19 protein-coding genes are annotated in these 17,360 nt (G+C 66.7%); 4 read left to right on the forward strand and 15 right to left on the reverse strand.

Annotated features, from left to right (window positions below; translation table 11 throughout):
* Nucleotides 1-2: 2 nt before the first annotated feature.
* From tatC to dop, 10 genes are all read right to left on the reverse strand, one after another.
* A complete protein-coding gene (tatC, locus tag OHB26_RS32440) occupies nucleotides 3-977 on the reverse strand; it encodes a twin-arginine translocase subunit TatC (protein WP_330181063.1) in 975 nt (324 codons plus the stop codon).
* A 95-nt stretch (nucleotides 978-1,072) separates the two neighbouring features.
* Nucleotides 1,073-1,342: a Sec-independent protein translocase subunit TatA gene (tatA, locus tag OHB26_RS32445; RefSeq protein ID WP_330181064.1), complete on the reverse strand. Its 270-nt coding sequence runs from the start codon at nucleotides 1,340-1,342 to the stop codon at nucleotides 1,073-1,075.
* 66 nt (nucleotides 1,343-1,408) lie between these two features.
* A complete protein-coding gene (locus OHB26_RS32450) occupies nucleotides 1,409-2,419 on the reverse strand; it encodes a 2-dehydropantoate 2-reductase (RefSeq protein ID WP_330185848.1) in 1,011 nt (336 codons plus the stop codon).
* A gap of 29 nt (nucleotides 2,420-2,448) precedes the next feature.
* On the reverse strand, nucleotides 2,449-3,552 hold the full coding sequence (locus OHB26_RS32455) for a helix-turn-helix transcriptional regulator (protein ID WP_330181065.1): 1,104 nt from the start codon (nucleotides 3,550-3,552) through the stop codon (nucleotides 2,449-2,451).
* Nucleotides 3,549-4,541 (reverse strand): helix-turn-helix transcriptional regulator, encoded by a 993-nt coding sequence (locus OHB26_RS32460; RefSeq protein WP_330181066.1) that lies wholly within the window; start codon nucleotides 4,539-4,541, stop codon nucleotides 3,549-3,551. Before OHB26_RS32460 ends, OHB26_RS32455 begins: the two co-directional genes overlap by 4 nt.
* 122 nt (nucleotides 4,542-4,663) lie before the next feature.
* Nucleotides 4,664-6,022 (reverse strand): Pup--protein ligase, encoded by a 1,359-nt coding sequence (gene pafA, locus OHB26_RS32465; protein WP_218021430.1) that lies wholly within the window; start codon nucleotides 6,020-6,022, stop codon nucleotides 4,664-4,666.
* Nucleotides 6,023-6,376: 354 nt separating this feature from the next.
* On the reverse strand, nucleotides 6,377-7,153 hold the full coding sequence (gene prcA / locus OHB26_RS32470; protein ID WP_330181067.1) for a proteasome subunit alpha: 777 nt from the start codon (nucleotides 7,151-7,153) through the stop codon (nucleotides 6,377-6,379).
* The gene (prcB, locus tag OHB26_RS32475; protein WP_330181068.1) at nucleotides 7,150-7,971 is read right to left on the reverse strand and encodes a proteasome subunit beta; all 822 of its coding nucleotides are present in this window, start codon (nucleotides 7,969-7,971) and stop codon (nucleotides 7,150-7,152) included. The genes prcA and prcB overlap by 4 nt, the downstream gene beginning before the upstream one ends.
* 26 nt (nucleotides 7,972-7,997) lie before the next feature.
* On the reverse strand, nucleotides 7,998-8,192 hold the full coding sequence (locus OHB26_RS32480) for a ubiquitin-like protein Pup (protein ID WP_067536347.1): 195 nt from the start codon (nucleotides 8,190-8,192) through the stop codon (nucleotides 7,998-8,000).
* 158 nt (nucleotides 8,193-8,350) lie between these two features.
* Nucleotides 8,351-9,850: a depupylase/deamidase Dop gene (dop, locus tag OHB26_RS32485; RefSeq protein WP_330181069.1), complete on the reverse strand. Its 1,500-nt coding sequence runs from the start codon at nucleotides 9,848-9,850 to the stop codon at nucleotides 8,351-8,353.
* 212 nt (nucleotides 9,851-10,062) lie between these two features.
* Between dop and OHB26_RS32490 the strand changes: the two genes are divergently transcribed.
* Nucleotides 10,063-11,286: a DUF418 domain-containing protein gene (locus OHB26_RS32490; protein WP_442943053.1), complete on the forward strand. Its 1,224-nt coding sequence runs from the start codon at nucleotides 10,063-10,065 to the stop codon at nucleotides 11,284-11,286.
* Nucleotides 11,287-11,308: 22 nt separating this feature from the next.
* Here OHB26_RS32490 and OHB26_RS32495 read toward each other — a convergent pair whose 3' ends face one another.
* The 3 genes from OHB26_RS32495 to OHB26_RS32505 are packed head-to-tail and all read right to left on the reverse strand — an operon-like array spanning nucleotide 11,309 to nucleotide 14,271.
* Nucleotides 11,309-12,865, reverse strand: a complete 1,557-nt coding sequence (locus OHB26_RS32495; RefSeq protein ID WP_330181071.1) for an FAD-dependent monooxygenase — start codon at nucleotides 12,863-12,865, stop codon at nucleotides 11,309-11,311.
* A 29-nt stretch (nucleotides 12,866-12,894) separates the two neighbouring features.
* Nucleotides 12,895-13,506 carry a TetR/AcrR family transcriptional regulator gene (locus OHB26_RS32500; RefSeq protein ID WP_330181072.1) on the reverse strand — a complete coding sequence of 204 codons (612 nt, stop codon included), beginning with the start codon at nucleotides 13,504-13,506 and terminating at the stop codon, nucleotides 12,895-12,897.
* A 54-nt stretch (nucleotides 13,507-13,560) separates the two neighbouring features.
* Entirely contained in the window at nucleotides 13,561-14,271 is a 711-nt protein-coding gene (locus OHB26_RS32505) for a TetR/AcrR family transcriptional regulator (RefSeq protein WP_330181073.1), read from the reverse strand.
* A 97-nt stretch (nucleotides 14,272-14,368) separates the two neighbouring features.
* Here OHB26_RS32505 and OHB26_RS32510 point away from each other — a divergent pair, with 97 nt between their 5' ends.
* Both OHB26_RS32510 and OHB26_RS32515 read left to right on the forward strand, forming a co-directional pair.
* On the forward strand, nucleotides 14,369-15,286 hold the full coding sequence (locus OHB26_RS32510) for an AurF N-oxygenase family protein (RefSeq protein WP_330181074.1): 918 nt from the start codon (nucleotides 14,369-14,371) through the stop codon (nucleotides 15,284-15,286).
* Nucleotides 15,283-15,645, forward strand: a complete 363-nt coding sequence (locus tag OHB26_RS32515) for a DUF4873 domain-containing protein (RefSeq protein WP_330181075.1) — start codon at nucleotides 15,283-15,285, stop codon at nucleotides 15,643-15,645. Before OHB26_RS32510 ends, OHB26_RS32515 begins: the two co-directional genes overlap by 4 nt.
* A gap of 12 nt (nucleotides 15,646-15,657) precedes the next feature.
* On the opposite strand, the gene OHB26_RS32520 is transcribed toward OHB26_RS32515, so the two are convergent.
* The gene (locus tag OHB26_RS32520; protein WP_330181076.1) at nucleotides 15,658-16,347 is read right to left on the reverse strand and encodes a TetR/AcrR family transcriptional regulator; all 690 of its coding nucleotides are present in this window, start codon (nucleotides 16,345-16,347) and stop codon (nucleotides 15,658-15,660) included.
* Nucleotides 16,348-16,476: 129 nt separating this feature from the next.
* Here OHB26_RS32520 and OHB26_RS32525 point away from each other — a divergent pair, with 129 nt between their 5' ends.
* Complete coding sequence (locus OHB26_RS32525; protein ID WP_330181077.1) at nucleotides 16,477-16,923, forward strand: nitroreductase family deazaflavin-dependent oxidoreductase; 447 nt, start codon at nucleotides 16,477-16,479, stop codon at nucleotides 16,921-16,923.
* Nucleotides 16,924-16,972: 49 nt separating this feature from the next.
* Here the strand turns inward: OHB26_RS32525 and OHB26_RS32530 are convergent, their stop codons facing one another.
* Nucleotides 16,973-17,332, reverse strand: coding sequence for an arsenate reductase family protein (locus OHB26_RS32530; protein WP_330181078.1), 360 nt, complete (start codon nucleotides 17,330-17,332; stop codon nucleotides 16,973-16,975).
* Between the last annotated feature and the right edge of the window lie 28 nt (nucleotides 17,333-17,360).

Raw genomic sequence — 17,360 nt, forward strand, 5'->3', positions numbered from 1 at the left:
CGTCAGAGGGTATCGGAGTAATCCGACACGCTTCGCGTTGTTTTCTCCGGCGCGGCCGAGGCAACCGGTTCGGGGGTCTCGACGGGGGTGGCATGGCCGATGCCTTCGCCGCTGTCGGAGAGCGGTGAGGCCTCGTCATCGGCGAGGTTGTCCCAGTTCTCGGCATTGCGCGCCTTGCGCCGGTCGTTGATGCGCGCGATCTGCACCGCGATCTCGAACAGCACGGTCAACGCGAGTGCCAGCGCCAGCATGGAGAACGGGTCCTGCGGTGTCACGATGGCGGCGAAGACGAACAGGCCGAAGATCAGCCCGCGCCGCCACTTGGTGAGCCGCTCGTAGGTGAGCACACCCAGGAAGTTCAATCCCACGATCAGCAACGGTGTTTCGAAGCTGACGCCGAAGATGATCAGCAGTTTGATGATGAACCCGAAGTACAGCGAACCGCTCAGCGCCGTGATCTGGGTGTTGTTACCGATGGTGAGCAGAAAGCTCAGCGCGTGCGCGACGATCCAGTACGCCAGCACCGCGCCCGCGACGAACAGGCTCGCACCCGCGGTGACGAAGGAGATCGCGTACTTGCGCTCCTTGGCGTACAAGCCCGGCGTGACGAAGGCCCACAGCTGATACAGCCAGATCGGGCTGGCCATCACCACACCCGCGGTGGCACCCACCTGCAGGCGCAGCATGAACTGTTCGAACGGCGCGGTCGCCAGCAATCGGCACGCACCGTCCGGGCTCAGATTCGCGCGCGAGGAGGCGGGCAGTTCACAGTACGGTCCGGTCAGGACATCGCCGAGGCTCTCGATACCCAGGAACGAATGCGAGTACCAGAAGAACCCGAGCAGCGTGGTGACCGAGATGGCCGCCAGCGCGACGAGCAGCCGATAGCGGAGCTCGGCCAGATGCTCGACGAGGGACATGGTGCCCTCGGGATTGGTCCGGCGCTTACTGCGGCGCGGATCGAACGGAATGCGCATGTGTGTGTGACTGCCTCGCTGCGAGTGAACGCCCCGGACCTGGACAACGCTTGACCGGGGGTGAGCGTCTACTCAACCCCGGTAATCGGGTGCGGTCAGACCTGGGGCTTCTCGACGTTCACGGGCTGCGCGGCGGCAGGCTGCTGCACAACCGGCTGTGCGGCGGGGAGCTGCTGCGGTGCGACCGCCTCGGGGGCGGTCTCGGCCGGCTTGCTGGCCTCGTTCTGCATCTGGCTGACTTCGCTCTTGAAGATCCGCATGGAGCGGCCCAGGCTGCGGGCCGCGTCGGGCATCCGCTTCGAACCGAAGAACAGCAGGAAGACCAGTGCGACGATCAGCAAGTGCCACGGGCTGATGCTGCCCATAATTCCAACCTCCAAAGACTGTGGTGTTTCAGATGCTACCGGACATGCATATGCCCGGCTTTTTCGTCAAGAGTCCGAGTGCGCCACCGCGGCCAGTTCGGCCAGCAACTCCGGCCCGGACCAGGTGCGACGGTCACCGTTCTCCGCGGCCGTTATCAACTCGACAAGGCGCGCGTTGACCGGCGTGGGCAATCCGACCATGGCTCCGAGGTTCACGATTTCACCACAGAGCCAAGCGATTTCGGTTTTGCGACCCGCCGCCAGGTCATCGGCCATGGACGAGCGCGCCATGGGATCGATGGCGAGCACGCGCCCGGCAACCCGGCGGAAGACCCCGTCCGGGACGGTCAGCAGGCGCGCCATGGCCTCGGGCGGCAGCGGGGTGAGCCGGGCCGGGCGAATCCGCGCGCGGGTCATGGCCGCGAGGGCTTCGCGCTGGGTCAGGGCCAGACAGCGGCGGTAATCCCGGGTGCCCAGCTCCTCCCGCAGGGGACGTCCGGACAGCGCGTTGATGGGATTGTTCAGATTCAGCAGGAGTTTGGCCCACTGCACGGGCAGCAGGTCGGCATGGCGCTTCACCCCGAGGCCCGATTTCCGCAGCACCGGCGCGAAACGGTTCAGCGCCGGATCATCGGCGAGGGCCACCCCGCCCGTGGTACCGCGATGGAAGCGGCCGTTCTCGCGGTGCACGACATTGAACATGACCATGCCCGCCAGCACCACGCAGCCGGGCAGCACATCGCGGATGACCGCGTCATTGCCGATGCCGTTCTGCAGGCTGATCACCACGGTGCCGGGCTTGACCAGGCCGGAGAGCTCGCGGGCAGCCGACTCGGTGGCGGCGGACTTCACCGTGATGAGCACCAGATCGGCGTCCGCGGCCGCGGCCGGATCGGTGGCGGTGCGGAACAGCTTCGAATCCACGCGCTGGTCGGCACCGTCCAGATCCGTGAGCCGGATCCCATCGGCCGCGATCTCGTCGAGCAGGCGTGGGCGACCGACGAAGGTGACATCCGCGCCCGCGGCGGCGAGCTTGCCGCCGACATAGCTGCCGATACTGCCCGCGCCCAGCACCATCACACGCGGGGAGGCGGTTTTCGGGACGGTCAAGCGGGACCGACCTCCTCGAACCCCGTCAAGTGGAGTTCGGTCGAATCGTCCTGAGTCAGGGCCGAATACGCGACCAGCGCGGTGCCGGAGCGCTCGCGCACCGCCGTCACCAGCTCGGGCGGGCCCAGCACGGTGACGCCCGAACCGAAGCCGAGCAGCAGGCGGGCCATCCAGTCCAGCGTGGCGAAGCGCATGGTGGCCTCGACATTGCCGTCCGGATGTACGGCGACCCGGTGCATGGGGTACTGGTCCAGGACCCAGGAGTAGTCGGCGTGAATAAGCAGGCGCGCCAGCGGAACCGCGGGATCGTCGACGAAAAGGTCCAGCGCCGAGGTCTCGTCGAGGGTGGCATCGGCGGGCGGACGGGCCGGTTCGTCGAGTTCGGTGGCCTCCTCGATGCGGTCGAGGCGGAACAGGCGGACACCCTCGGCCTCCCGGCACCAGGCCTGCAGATAGCTGTTGTTGTCCACCAAGACAATACGAAGCGGGTCGACGGTTCGTTCAGAGACCACATCACGGCTGGCCGAGTAGTAGACCATGCGCAGGGCGTGAGCGTTGGCGAGCGCGGAGCGGACCGTGGCCACCGACGGGGCCTCGGCGGGCGCGGGCAGCGCCTCGAATTCCCGCCCGGAGATGGCGGATTCGATCTTCGCGATGGCCGAGTGCGCGGCGCTGGGATCGACCATGCCGGGCAGATCCGCGATCGAGCGCAGCGCCACCAGCAGTGCGGTCGCCTCCAGCGAGGTCAGGCGCAGCGGCCGGTCGATACCGGCGGAGAAGGTGACCTCGATGCTCTCCTCGGAGAACGACAGATCGATGAGATCACCCGGACCGTAACCCGGGAGTCCGCACATCCACAGCTGATTCAAATCGCTCATCAGCTGTTTGGTGGTGACGCCGAGCTCCCCCGCGGCCTCGGCGGCGCTGATGCCCGGGTTGGCCTGGAAGTACGGGACCATGTTCAGCAGACGCGACAGGCGCACCGAAAGTCGGCTGCTGGCAGCGGCATTGGCCCGGCGGTCGCGGGCTCCGGCGGAGGCGCGGGCGCCGTCATTGGCGGTCGATGCAATTTTGCGGGCATTGCCCGATTCGTCGCTCATGCGGAGACCTCCGTCCGTTCCAGCACCGACTTGAGCCGGGCGATCACGTTCTCACGCAGCTCCTCCGGGGCGAGCACCAGGGCATCCGCGCCGAGACCGGTGATGAGCCGGGCCAGCCAGTCACGAGAACGAATGGGCACCTCCACAATCGAGCCGTTGCGACCGCCGAGCTCACGCTCCTCCATGGTCGCGCCGAGGCGGCGGATCTCCTGACCGCGGCCGTCTGCCACCCACACCGTGGCCGAACCCGCGATCGGGGCCTGGCCGGTGACCTCGGCGACGAGGGCGCGCAGGTCCACGTCTTCGGGCTTGTGCACCGTATTGGCGGGACCGTATTCGGTGACCGCCTCACCGATCCGCGAGACGCGGAAGGTGCGTTGCGCATTGCGCACATTGTCGTAGCCGACGAGATACCAGCGGCCGTGATGGGTGACCACACCCCACGGCTGCACATCGCGTTCGATCGGGTCGCCGTGCGATTGCCGATGCATGAACTTCACCGAGCGGCCCGCGTCGATGGCGGCCAACAGCTTTCCGAGCACCGGTTCCGAACCACGGGTGCGGGCCGGAACGGCAGGGACCGAGGCCACACCGGCATCGGGCTCCACATGAATGCCCGCCGCACGGAGCTTGAGCAGTCCACCCTCGGCCGCGGCGGCCAGTTCGGGTGACTCCCACAGCTGTACGGCCACCGCGACAGCGGCGCTTTCCGCACTGGTCAGATCGATATCGGGTAGCTCATAGGCATCCCGATTGATGCGGTAGCCCTCGGCGCCGGAGTACCGGCTGATGGGCCCGATTTCGAGCGGAATGCCCAGATCGCGCAGCTCGTTCTTGTCGCGTTCGAACATTCGGCTGAAAGCCTCGTCGCTCGCCGACTCCTCGTAACCCGCCACCGAGTCCCGAATCCGCTCGGCGGTCAGGAATTGGCGGGTGGACAGCAGCGCGATAACCAGATTCATCAACCGCTCGACCTTGGATATCGCCACCCGTTAGAGAGTAGTGTGCCCGCCCACGCCGTGTGGAACGACCCGGCCTTGCGAGTCCCGGGGACCACGGCGAAACGGGCCGCGGACCACGAAGGTCTACGGCCCGTCCCTTTACCGCGGGTCTACATCGAGGCGATCAGTCGATCCACGCGCTCGTCGACCGAGCGGAACGGATCTTTGCAGAGGACCGTGCGCTGGGCCTGATCGTTCAACTTCAGGTGCACCCAGTCGACCGTGAAATCACGACCGGCCTCCTGCGCGGCGGTGATGAAATCGCCGCGCAGCTTGGCACGGGTGGTCTGCGGCGGCGTGGTGACCGCGGCGTCGACCGCCTCGTCCTCGGTGATGCGCTTGGCCAAACCCTTGCGCTGCAGCAGATCGAAGACGCCGCGGCCGCGCTTGATGTCGTGATAGGCCAGATCCAGCTGGGCGATCTTGGGATCGGACAGCTCCATGCTGTAGCGATCCTGATAGCGCTGGAACAGCTTTCGCTTGATGACCCAGTCGATCTCGGTATCCACCTTGGCGAAATCCTGCGCCTCGACCGCGTCGAGAGTGCGACCCCACAGATCCACCACCGCGTCGACCTGCGGATCGCGATCGCGATTGCGCAGGTGTTCGACGGCGCGGGCGTAGTACTCGCGCTGGATCTCCAGGGCGCTGGCCTGACGACCGCCCGCCAACCGCACCGGACGCTTACCGGTGAGATCGTGCGACACCTCGCGGATGGCCCGAATCGGGTTGTCCAGGGCGAAGTCTCGGAAGGCGACGCCCGCCTCGATCATCTCCAGGACCAGCGAGGCGGTACCCACCTTGAGCATGGTGGACGGCTCGGCCATATTGGAGTCGCCGACGATCACATGCAGGCGGCGGTACTTCTCGGCATCGGCGTGCGGCTCATCACGGGTATTGATGATCGGCCGCGACCGCGTGGTCGCCGAGGAGACGCCCTCCCAGATGTGCTCGGCGCGCTGCGACAGACAGAAGGTGGCGGCCTTCGGGGTCTGCAGCACTTTGCCGGCGCCGCAGATCAACTGGCGGGTCACCAGGAACGGCAGCAGGACATCCGAGATACGGGAGAACTCACCGGCGCGCACCACGAGGAAGTTCTCATGGCAGCCGTAGGAGTTGCCCGCGGAGTCGGTGTTGTTCTTGAACAGGTAGATGTCGCCGCCGATACCTTCTTCGGCGAGACGCTGCTCGGCGTCGATGAGCAGATCCTCCAGGACCCGTTCACCGGCGCGGTCATGAGTGACCAGCTGCACCAGGCTGTCGCACTCGGCCGTCGCGTACTCCGGATGGGAACCGACATCGAGGTAGAGCCGGGCGCCATTACGGAGGAACACGTTGGAACTACGGCCCCAGGAAACCACCCGGCGGAAGAGATACCGGGCCACCTCGTCAGGACTCAACCGACGGTGACCGTGAAAGGTGCACGTCACCCCGAATTCGGTTTCGATCCCCATGATTCGTCGCTGCACCCTATCGACATTACAGCGATGTAGTGCCCGATAAGGGCGGTGTGGCAGACCCGATGCAAACGTATTCACAACGATTTAGCACGGGATGCTGTGTTGCACTGCCTCGCTCCGCTCGGCTGTTCGCGGCCCCGGAAGTCCCGCTTCTTCCCTCCTCCACTCCTCCGCTTCGCTCCCCCGCTACGTCAGTCCAGAAGCGGGACGGGCCGCGAACCTGGGGATTTACGGTTGAACGCGGATGCGCGACAAACGATTTCGGGCCACGAACTCGAAAGTCCGTGGCCCGACTCGAAATTGCCGGAAACAGCACAAATCCCCGACCGTCCAGAATGAATCGGCCGGGAATTGTGTGAATTTTTATGCCTGGGACGGATCTCCGGACGAGGGCTTATCGGCCTCGGCCGCCGCCGCGGCGCTCTGCGCCTTGCCGGTGATCAGTTGCTGTAGCGCGGACCCGGTGATGCGGCGGAAAGCCCGTCGCGGCCGGGACTGTTCGAGGGTGGCGACCTCGAGCGAGGCCGACCCCGCGGTCTTCTTGTCCTTGTCCGCCCCCTCGGGCGCGGCCTTGGCGAACGCCTGCATGGCGACGGTGACCGCGCCGTGCAGATCCAGACCGGGCTGATAGGAGGCCTTGAGTGCGGTGACGATGGGCTCGGTATTGCCGCCCATGACCACGAACTCGCGCTCGTCGACGATCGATCCGTCGAAGTTGATGCGGTACAGCACCGAACTCGGCTCGGCGTCCGGGTAGCCGACCTCGGCCACACAGATCTCCACCTCGAACGGTTTGAGCTGGTCGGTGAAGATGGTGCCCAGGCTCTGCGCGTACAGGTTGGCCAGGAACCGACCGGTGACATCGCGCCGGTCGAACTGGTAACCACGCAGATCGGCCTGCAGAATGCCACCGCGGCGCAGGCTTTCGAACTCGTTGTACTTGCCGACCGCGGCGAAGCCGACGCGGTCGTACAACTCGCTCACCTTGTGCAGTGTGGCCGAGGGGTTCTCGGCCACGAACACCACACCTTTGTCGTACACCAGCACGATGACGCTTCGCCCGCGTGCGATGCCCTTGCGCGCGAGTTCGGTCTTATCGCGCATGATCTGTTCGGCGGACGCGTAATACGGCAGCGTCATGCTCGGGCACTCCCCTCTTCGTCCACGCGCTCGGCCAGGATCTCGCGAGTGATCTCGGCCAGTCGACCCTCCGACACCTCAACGGAGCCTTCGGAATCGATGACGATCGCCGTCGGATAGATGCCCCGCAGGGTATCGGGGCCGCCGGTGGCGGTGTCGTCGTCCGCGGCGTCGAACAGGGACTCGACGGCGATGCCGAGCGCCTTGTCCTGATCGATGCCGCGCTTGTATGTCTTCTTCAGCGACGATTTGGCGAACAGCGAACCGGAACCGACCGCGGTGTAACCGAATCGCTCCTCGCTGCGGCCGCCGACCACGTCATAGGAGATGATGCGACCGGACTTGTCCGGGTCCTGCTGGTCCGGGTCGAAACCCACCAGCAGCGGCACCACCGCGAGACCCTGCAGGGCCGCGGGGAGGTTGTCGCGCACCATCTTCGAGAGTTTGTTGGCTTTACCGTCGAAGGTGAGGGGGACGCCCTCGATCTTCTCGTAGTACTCGAGCTCCACCGCGAACAGCCGGATCATCTCGATGGCCATACCCGCGGTACCCGCGATACCGGCCGCCGAGAAGGTGTCGGTGATATACACCTTCTCGATGTCACGGCTGGCCAGCAGGTTGCCCTGGGTGGCCCGGCGGTCACCCGCGATCAGCACACCGCCGCGGTAACTGACCGCGACGATGGTGGTGCCGTGCGGTGCGATATCGGCCGGCGCGCCCCCTTGGGGATAACCGTCACCGCGGAAGTTGTTGCCGGGCAACAGTTCCGGAGCGTGCAATCGCAGGTATTCGGAGAAGGACGAGAGGGCGTTCCCCATCTGGAGACGCAGTGGGTCGCCTTGGGTCACTGGCCGCCCTTCTGAACGTACGCACGCACGAAGTCCTCGGCATTCTCCTCGAGAACATCGTCGATCTCGTCGAGCAGGTCGTCGGTCTCCTCAGCCAGTTTCTCCCGGCGCTCCTGCCCTGCAGCACCGTCCCCGACGGGCCCCTCGTCCTCGTCGCCACCACCGGCGCGCTTGGTCTGCTCTTGTGCCATAGCAGCCGACCTCCTCTGTGATCATCGGCGAGCACCGGAGAAAATCCGATGCCCGTACGGTCAACACTACCCAGCCCCGGCGACAACGCGCCGGATTAACCGCATTGACGTCGCTTCGCGATCTTCCGGAAGCCTGCGCCGGGCGCGTCGAAAACGCTTCAGTGGGTGAGTTGCTGGACCAGTTCGGCGGCGGTGGCGACACCGTCCAGCAACTTGCCCACGTGGGCTTTGGTGCCGCGGCGGGGTTCGAGGGTGGGGATGCGGACCAGGGAGTCGCCGCCGAGGTCGAAGATGACCGAGTCCCAGCTGGCGGCGGCGATATCGGCGCCGAAGCGGCGCAGGCACTCACCGCGGAAGTAGGCGCGAGTGTCGGTGGGCGGGTTGGTCATTGCGTCGAGGATCTGCTGTTCGGTGACCAGGCGCTGCATGGAACCGCGCGCCACCAGGCGGTTGTAGAGACCCTTGTCGAGGCGCACGTCCGAGTATTGGAGGTCGACCAGGTGCAGCTTCGGGGCGGCCCAGTTGAGGCCCTCGCGGGTGCGCATACCTTCCAGCAGACGGAGTTTGGCGGTCCAGTCCAGCAGGTCCGCGGTCTCCATGGGGTCGCGCTCGAGCAGATCGAGCACGTGCGCCCATTTGGTGAGCAGATCCTGGATACGGGCGTCGTCGATGCCCTGGCGGTAGACGAACTTCTCCACCCGATCGAGGTAGATGCGTTGCAGCGCAAGGCCGGTCAGTTCGCGGCCGTCGGCGAGGGCGACGGTGGCGCGCAGGGTCGGGTCGTGGCTGATGGTGTGCACGGCGGTGACCGGGCGGGCCAGTTGCAGATCCGAGAGGTCCTCGCCCGCTTCGATCATGTCGAGCACCAGGGCGCTGGTGCCGACCTTGAGGTAGGTGGCCCACTCGGACAGGTTGGCGTCGCCGATGATGACGTGCAGGCGGCGATACTTGTCGGCATCGGCGTGCGGTTCGTCACGGGTGTTGATGATGCCGCGCTTGAGTGTGGTCTCCAGGCCGACCTCGACCTCGATGTAATCCGCGCGCTGGGACAGCTGGAAACCGGGCGTATCGCCGTTCTGGCCGATGCCCACGCGACCGGATCCGCAGATCACCTGGCGTGAGACGAAGAACGGCGTCAAACCCACGATGATCTGGTTGAACGGCGTATCGCGGCTCATGAGGTAGTTCTCATGTGTGCCGTAGGAGGCGCCCTTGCCGTCGGTGTTGTTCTTGTACAGCTGCATACGCGGCGCACCGGGCACGCTGGAGGCGAAGCGGGCGGCGGCTTCCATGACGCGCTCACCGGCTTTGTCCCAGATGACCGCATCGAGGGGGTCGGTGACCTCCGGGGCGGAGTACTCCGGGTGCGCGTGGTCGACGTAGAGCCGCGCGCCGTTGGTGAGGATCATATTCGCCGCGCCGACCTCGTCGGCGTCGATGACGGGTGCCGGGCCGTTGAGCCGACCGAGGTCGAAGCCGCGCGCATCGCGCAGCGGTGACTCCACCTCGTAATCCCAGCGGGTGCGTTTGGCGCGCGGCACGCCTTCGGCTGCGGCATAGGCGAGGACCGCCTGGGTCGACGTGAGAATCGGGTTGGCCGACGGCTCCGAAGGCGTCGAAATGCCGTACTCGACCTCGATTCCGATGATGCGCTGCATACGGTCGAGCCTAGGCGACGCGACGGCGGATCGGGCGCGACCGGGTGCGGGCCGATTCCCGGGTCGGGTCATTCGTGAGTCGTACCCCGGGTCGTTCTCCCGGGCGATCCGCGCTGACCTGCCCGGATCGCAGAATGACAGGTATGGTCGAACCGGTCACACCCGCGCAGTCGATACCCCTGGCGATCACCGGATTCGAGTCGAATCCCGTTATGGCAGAGCCAAATCCCACTCCGGCACAATCGCGAGCGGTGGCGGCGCGCACCGGTTCGACCCGATTGCCCGCGCTGGATGTGCTGCGCGGCATCGCGATTCTGGGCACGCTGGGCACCAATATCTGGATCTTCACCAACTCGGCCGGACTGGTCGGTTATGTCGCGCGGCTGGACGAGCCGAGCGGGATATGGGTCTGGACCGAGCGGTTCCTGCAGCAACTGGCGCAGGGCAAATTCCTGGGCCTGCTCACCATCATGTTCGGAATCGGGCTGGCGATTCAGCGGGGTTCGGCGACGCGCGGCGGGCGGGCATGGCCGGGCCGGTATCCGATACGAGCCGGACTGCTGTTCCTGGACGGTCTGTTCAACTTCCTGTTCGTCGCCGAATTCGATGTGCTCATGGGGTACGCGGTGACCGGGCTGGTGGTGGCGTTCGTCCTCGCCACGAGCGAGCGTGCGCAGCGCCGCTGGCTGTACATCACCGCCGCGATCCATACGGCCATGCTCACCGTGATCGTGGTCGGCATCACTCTCGCTGCCGCACAGGGCGATTCGAGCACCCCGCAGCCCCCGGACCCGAATCCCTATACGGACGGCTCATTCTGGGAGCTGGTGGTCTTCCGCGTCGAGCACGCCCTGGCGTTCCGCCTGGAGCCGATCTTCATCTTCCCGATGTCGATCGCCCTGTTCCTGCTGGGCGCACGCCTGTTCCGCGCCGGAGTCTTCGAGCCCGAGGGTGCGCGAATCCGCAAGCGGCTCATGATCATCGGCTTCGCGATCGCCGCACCGCTGGACCTGGCCATCGGCATGCTCGGCGGCGATCTGATCCTGCTCACCCGCTACGGCCTGGCGCCGTTCGTGGCCCTCGGCATCCTCGGCCTGGTGGCGCAGGTCTATACCCGCCGTACCGCACCGGGATTCGTCGGCCGCCGCTTCGCCGAGGTCGGCCGCATGGCATTGAGCTGCTACATCCTGCAGAACCTGATCGCCGGATTCCTCTGCTACGGCTGGGGCCTGGGCCTGACCCAGCTGGTCTCCCCCGATTCCCGCGTCCCGTTCACTCTCGCCGTCTACCTGATCGTGGCGGCGGTCATGCTGGTCTTCGCGCACGCCTGGCTGCGCCGTTTCGAGCGCGGTCCGGTGGAGTGGCTGTGGAATGCGACCTACCGCGCGCTGGCCGAACGCGGTAGTCGCACAGGTCAACCCGCGCAGGTCCGCTGAGAGGCCCGGTGGACGACGGCCACTACACCGGCACCGGCACCGGGCCGAACCAGCGCCCCAGAGCCGCGCGCAGCGCCCGCAGTTCGGCGGCGTTCGGTCGGGCCGAGTCGCAAGCCCATACGACGTAGGAGTCGGGGCGCAGCAGAAGCGCGGTCGCGGGCGGCTCATCCGGCCGCGCCGCGACGATGTCCACCCGGTCGCTCCACGGCGCCAGTGCCGTGGTGAGCGCTCCCTCCGCGGTGAAGTCGAGCAGTAAAGGCCGTGCGGCTCTGGTCAATTCGGCCAGCCGGGTCGGACCGGAGTCGAGCGGGAGATCGAGGTCGGGCGCGGGCCGGCCGACGAGCGGGTGCGGATCGGGCTCTCCCATGTCGTAGCGAATATCCGCGCCCGAGATCAGCTCGGCGAGCCGCCGCACCGTCGATCGATCGGTGAGCAGTTCGGCGAAGACCTCGCGCATGGCGGTGACATCCGCGCCCGGGGCGAGCAGCGCGGCTTGGGTCTGCGATTGCATGACCGCGCGATCGGCGGCAAGTCGGCGTTCGGTGTCATAGGTGTCCAGGAGCCCTTCGGGCGCTCGGCCTTCGAGCTCGGCGGCAAGCTTCCAGCCGAGGTTCATCGCGTCCTGCAGACCGAGGTTCAAACCCGGGCCGCCACCGAAGACCAGCACATGGGCGGCGTCTCCGGCGAGGAAGACCCGACCGTCCCGGAATCGCGCCGCGACCCTGGTGTTTCCGCCGAGCTGACGGCGCAGCGCATGCGGTCCGGGTCCGGTCGCGGGACCGAGCTCGAGCTCGCCGCCGAGCACGTACTCGATACTGGCCCGCATCTCCCGCAGGGTCATCGGCCCGTCCGGCGCCGGCCGATCCCACTCCGTGGTGCTGAACAGGGGCGTTCGGCCGGGGAATGGCGCATAGGCCAAGCCACCACGGTCGGTGCGGATGGGCAGGAAGGGGCGGATCTCGCCGTAGCCGGGTACCCGTAGCACCCCGGTCGCCGGGTCCACCCGATCGGCGGGGATGGTGGCGTGTGCGGTGCGGGTGGTGGTGCGGTCGTAACTGACTCCGGGAAAATCGATTCCGGCCTGTTTCCGCACCAGGCTGTGCCCGCCGTCGGCGCCGATCAGATATCGGGTGCGCAGCGTCAAGGTCCGCTCCGCCGCCGAAACCTCCACGGTGACACCGTCATCGTCCTGTGCGATGCCGGTAATCTCGGCGCCCCAGCGTATTTCGGCTCCCAGTTCGAGCGCCCGGTCCCGCAGCGCGGCGACAATCTCCGGTTGTGGTATCGCGAGGTTGTAGACGGGACTCTGCTCGAGCAGGCTCAAATCCAAAGGGAGAGCGGCGAACATGAAGTAGTTGGAGTTGGGTTGCGGCCGCCCCGGCGGCCCGCCCAGGCGCTGGTACAGGCCGCGCCGATCCAGCATCGGCACCACCTGGCCGACCAGACCGTTGGCTTTGGCCTCATCGCTCGGTTCGGCGAGCCGTTCGAGCACCAGCGGGCGGACACCCGCCAGGCCGAGTTCGCTCGCCAGCATCAGGCCGACGGGCCCCGCTCCGGCGATGATCACGTCGTGGGTCATGACTTCTCCTGAGAGACAGCGATTTTCGGCTAGGGCACCGGCAGGCCCGTGGCCAGCCGGTCGAGCGCTTCGCGCAACAGCCCCATGAGCGGCTGTGCCGGATCGGCGCGTTGACTGTGATCGATGGCGGCGCTGATGGCGGCCGAGACCGCCGCGGCCACCAGATTCGGATACAGATCCCGGCTGGCGTCGGTGCCGGTGCGAGCGGCCACCGCGGCCGTAAGTGTCTGCTGCGCGGTCGCGTTGGCTTCGAGAATCGCGACCTGCACCGCGGGTGCGCCGAGCATGATGCGGATGCCGTCGACCCAGTGCCGGTCGGCAGTGGTCTCCGCGGTGACGGTCTCACCGAGCGCGAACCGGTCCAGAACCGCGGCGGTCATCGCCTCCCACAGGGTTTCACCGTCCGGTCGGGCGGCGAACTCTTCGGCGACCTGTTCCATGCGCTCCAGATGCCGGGACGCGACCGCCTCGGCCTTACTGGAGAAATAGTTGCGGAAGGTGCGTACCGAGACATTGGCGGCGGCGGCGATATCGTCCACCGTCACGTTGTCCCAGCCGCGTTCCACCGCCAGCTGGATGGCGGCCATGCTCAGCGCGAGCCGGGTTTCCCGCTTCTTGCGCGCACGCAGTCCATCGCTCACTCGACTCAGCGTACAGATTCTTGCCGGGATGGCAATATTTCCTCGGCGGCAAAATTATCCGGTATGCGCGGCGGCCGAGCGCGCCACCAGATCAGCGACGACGGTATCGCGGGTCATCGGCACCTCCAGGCTGCGCGCATTGCCCTCCAGCAGCGCCAGCACCGATTCGGCGAGAATGCCCTCGACCTGCTCGGAGGTGAGCACGCCATCCGCGCGCCAGCTGTTGACCACACCGTCGACGAAGCCCACCATCCCGAATGCGGTGGGGCGGGCGCGATTCGGATCCAGGCCGAAACCGCCGAGAATATCGGCGAACAGATCCGCCAACTGCGCGCCGATGCGATCGCGAGCCCCCGCGAGCGCGCTCCCACTGCCCCCGTGCGGATCCCCGGCGGCCAGGAAGCGATGCAGATTCGGGTGCCGCTCAACCCATCCCACGTAGGTGCCGACCGCACCGCGCACCGCATCGCGCACGGTGCCGTCCGGCCGCAAGCGCGGAAGTAGTTCGGCCAGCAGGGAATCCAGAATATGACGGCGGATTTGCTCGTCGAGATCGGCGCGGCCGTCGAAGTGCCGGTAGACCACCGGCCGCGGCACCTTCAGGCGATCGGCGATCTGCTGGACGGAGATCTCGGTGCCATTGGCCTCGATGACGGTCAGTGCGGCGTCGAGCATATCTGCGCGTCGGCGGGCTTTATGTCCGTTCCAGCGGGTACTGCGGCCATCGGTGGCCGTCGAGGTCGAGTGCGTGCTGGTTCCGGTCACCCGCTTCACGATACCCACCCGCTTATTGACCGATACACCATGTACCACTAATCTGAGTGTAACAGCGTGTACCAGTAATTCGAGTCAGGATGCTGCCATGAGCAACGACGCCAGCGCCGCCGCCGAGAACACACTGCTCCCCCGCGATTCCTTCGCCCAGCGTTTGCTCACCGGGCATGTGAAGAAGTTCTACGACCCGGTCGTCGATATCGACTGGGACGCTCCCCTGGACCCGCACAAGCTCTTCCTGCCCGCCGAGGTCGTCTCCCTGTACGGCACGCCGTTGTGGGAGGCCATGGATCACGAACAGCGCCGCGAACTCTCCCGCCAGGAGCTGGCGAATGTGCTCTCGGTCGGCATCTGGTTCGAGAACCTGCTGAATCGGCTGCTGTTGCGCGAGCTCATGAATGGCGATCCGACCACCCGGCACTCGCACTACACGCTCACCGAGATGGGCGATGAATGCCGGCACATGATGATGTTCGGCAAGCTCATCGACAAGGTCGAGGCGCGACCGTACTGGCCCAATCGCTATGAGCGACTGACCATCAGCGCCCTGCAACTGTTCCTGCGGGGTTCGATGGTCTGGGTCGGCGCGCTGGTGGGCGAGGAGATCTTCGACGCCATCCAGCGTCAGACCCTGGACGATCCGCAGTTGCAGCCGGTAGTGGCGCGGGCCATGCGGATTCACGTGACCGAGGAGGCGCGGCATATCGGATTCGCGCGAGATGCCTTGGCGCGCAGGGTTCCCGAGATGTCCGCCGCGGAGCGCGCGTACACCAGACTGTGCGTGGCGATCGCCGCGCCGCTGTTCGTACACCTGATGACGAACTGGCATATGTACGCCCGAGCCGGAGTCGAGGACGGCCGCGCGGCCCGGCGGATGGCGCGCGCCAATCCGCAGGCCCGGCGGGCGCTCGGTATCGGGGCCGCGAATCTCGGTGCGTTCCTGGACAAACAGGGCTTGATCGGGCCGATCGGTAAGCGCATCTGGCAGCGCAGGGGGCTGCTGTGAGGCGCTCGCGGCGGGCGGTGACCGAGGAGGCGGACTACCCGAATCCCGTACCCGCACCGGAGTATTCGGGCCCGGCGCTATTGGACGCGCCGGGCACCGAACTCGCGGTGACGGTGAGCCTGAACGGCCACGTGGACCCGATAGACGGCAATTTTCACTGGTATGGCCGGGTTTCCGCGCCGGAGGGCAGCGATTTGCCCGATCCCGGGCGCGGGCAGGTCTTCCTCACCCTGCCCGGTGGCACACCCGCGCGCGGGGTGCTCCAGGAGCGTGATCCGTGGGGCAACCTGCGGATAGTAGGAATCGGCACGCCGCCATTCCCGTTGGAGCAGGCCGAGATTCACCCCGGCACCCGCTGACTGCCGGGCGAATCAGCCGGGCAGGCCGATGAGGTCTGCCATTACCTCCACGGCGTATTCGAAGAACGGCCCGGCCGGATCCATACTGCCGACCAACTGGCCGGTCAATTCGAAGGTCACCGCACCGTACAGCTGCGTCCATGCCACGACGGTGCGCGCGACGTACTCCGGCGGCAGTCCGGGCGCGATCTGCGTGGCGATCTCGGTCGACTGCGCGGTCAGTTCATCGGACATACCACCCGCACCGGCGGCGAGTTCCCCACTCTCCCACGCCTTCACGACGATTCCGAGCGCCGCGATCGGTACCCGCGACGCGGGCCCGATCGTGTCCTGCGGTGCCTGATATCCCGGCACCGGCGACCCATAGAGCAGCGTGTACTCGTGCGGATGCCCGATCGCCCAGTGCCGCACCGCCGCTGCCGCCGCCCGCCAGCGCGCCCGCGGGGTATCACCGGTGGCCACCGCCTCCTCGACCGCCTCGCCGATCGCGTTGTACGCCTCGATGATCAGCGCGGTGAGCAGGTCGTCGCGGCTCGGAAAGTACCGGTACAGCGCCGAGGAGACCATACCGAGCTCGCGTGCGATGGCGCGCAGTGAGAGTGCCGCGGCGCCGGATTCGGCGAGCTGACGACGTGCGGCGTCGGTGATCTCGCGGGTGATCTCGGCGCGGGCCCGTTCACGGGCAGTGCGAGGAACGCTCATGCGAACAGTGTGCCACGGTTCGGAGCACACGAATCAAATGAGAGCACCGCTCTTGACAAGTCCGTCACCGTGCGCGCACACTGATCACATCAGAGAGCGCCGCTCTCGAAACGAGAAGGGGAGCTCACGATGAACGACCTCGCCACCCGGTACATCGGCCCCAGCGGCCTGGATCCGATCATGAACCGCATCTTCAACACCCTGCCCAAACTCGGCATCAGCGTCGCCGGATCGCGCCTGCTCGCCGTGCGGGGCCGCAAGAGCGGGGAATGGCGCACCACCATGGTCAACCTGCTGACCGTCGAGGGAACCCGCTACCTGGTGGCCCCGCGCGGACACACCCAGTGGGTCAAGAATCTGCGGGTCACCCCCGTCGGCGAGCTGCGCCTGGGCCGCAAGGCCGAACTCTTCACCGCCCGCGAACTGCCCGACGCCGACAAACTCCCGATCCTGCGCGCCTACCTCGACCGCTGGGGCTGGGAAGTGGGCCGCTTCTTCGAAGGCCTCGACAAGAACTCCACCGACGCCGAATTGGTCGCCATCGCACCGGGATTCCCGGTCTTCGAACTCTCCTGACGCCCGAACGAACAACCCCACCTAGAACTCGGGTCGGGGTGGGGTTTGTTCAGCGCAGCGCTTCGAGGGTGTCGTCGTCGCGGGCGACGAACGCACGGCCGTCATCGGTGAGGACGATGGGACGCTGGATCAAGCGCGGATGCGTTGCGAGGGCGTCGATCCAGCGATCGCGGTCGGCAGTGGTTCGGCCCCACGCCGAGACCCCCAGCTCCTTGGCTTCGGGCTCGGCCGTACGGGTGATATCCCACGGCTCCATACCGAGTTTGCCGAGTACCGTGCGGATTTCGGCGGCGGTCGGCGGGTTGTCGAGATAGCGGCGCTCGACGTATTCGACACCGGCTTCGTCGAGCGTCGCCTTCGCGGTACGGCTCTTCGAGCACTTCGGGTTGTGCCAGATCTCGGTTGCCATACCGGCAGCCTAGCGATCGGCACTCCCG

The sequence above is a fragment of the Nocardia sp. NBC_01503 genome (assembly GCF_036327755.1).
Lineage (GTDB): Bacteria > Actinomycetota > Actinomycetes > Mycobacteriales > Mycobacteriaceae > Nocardia.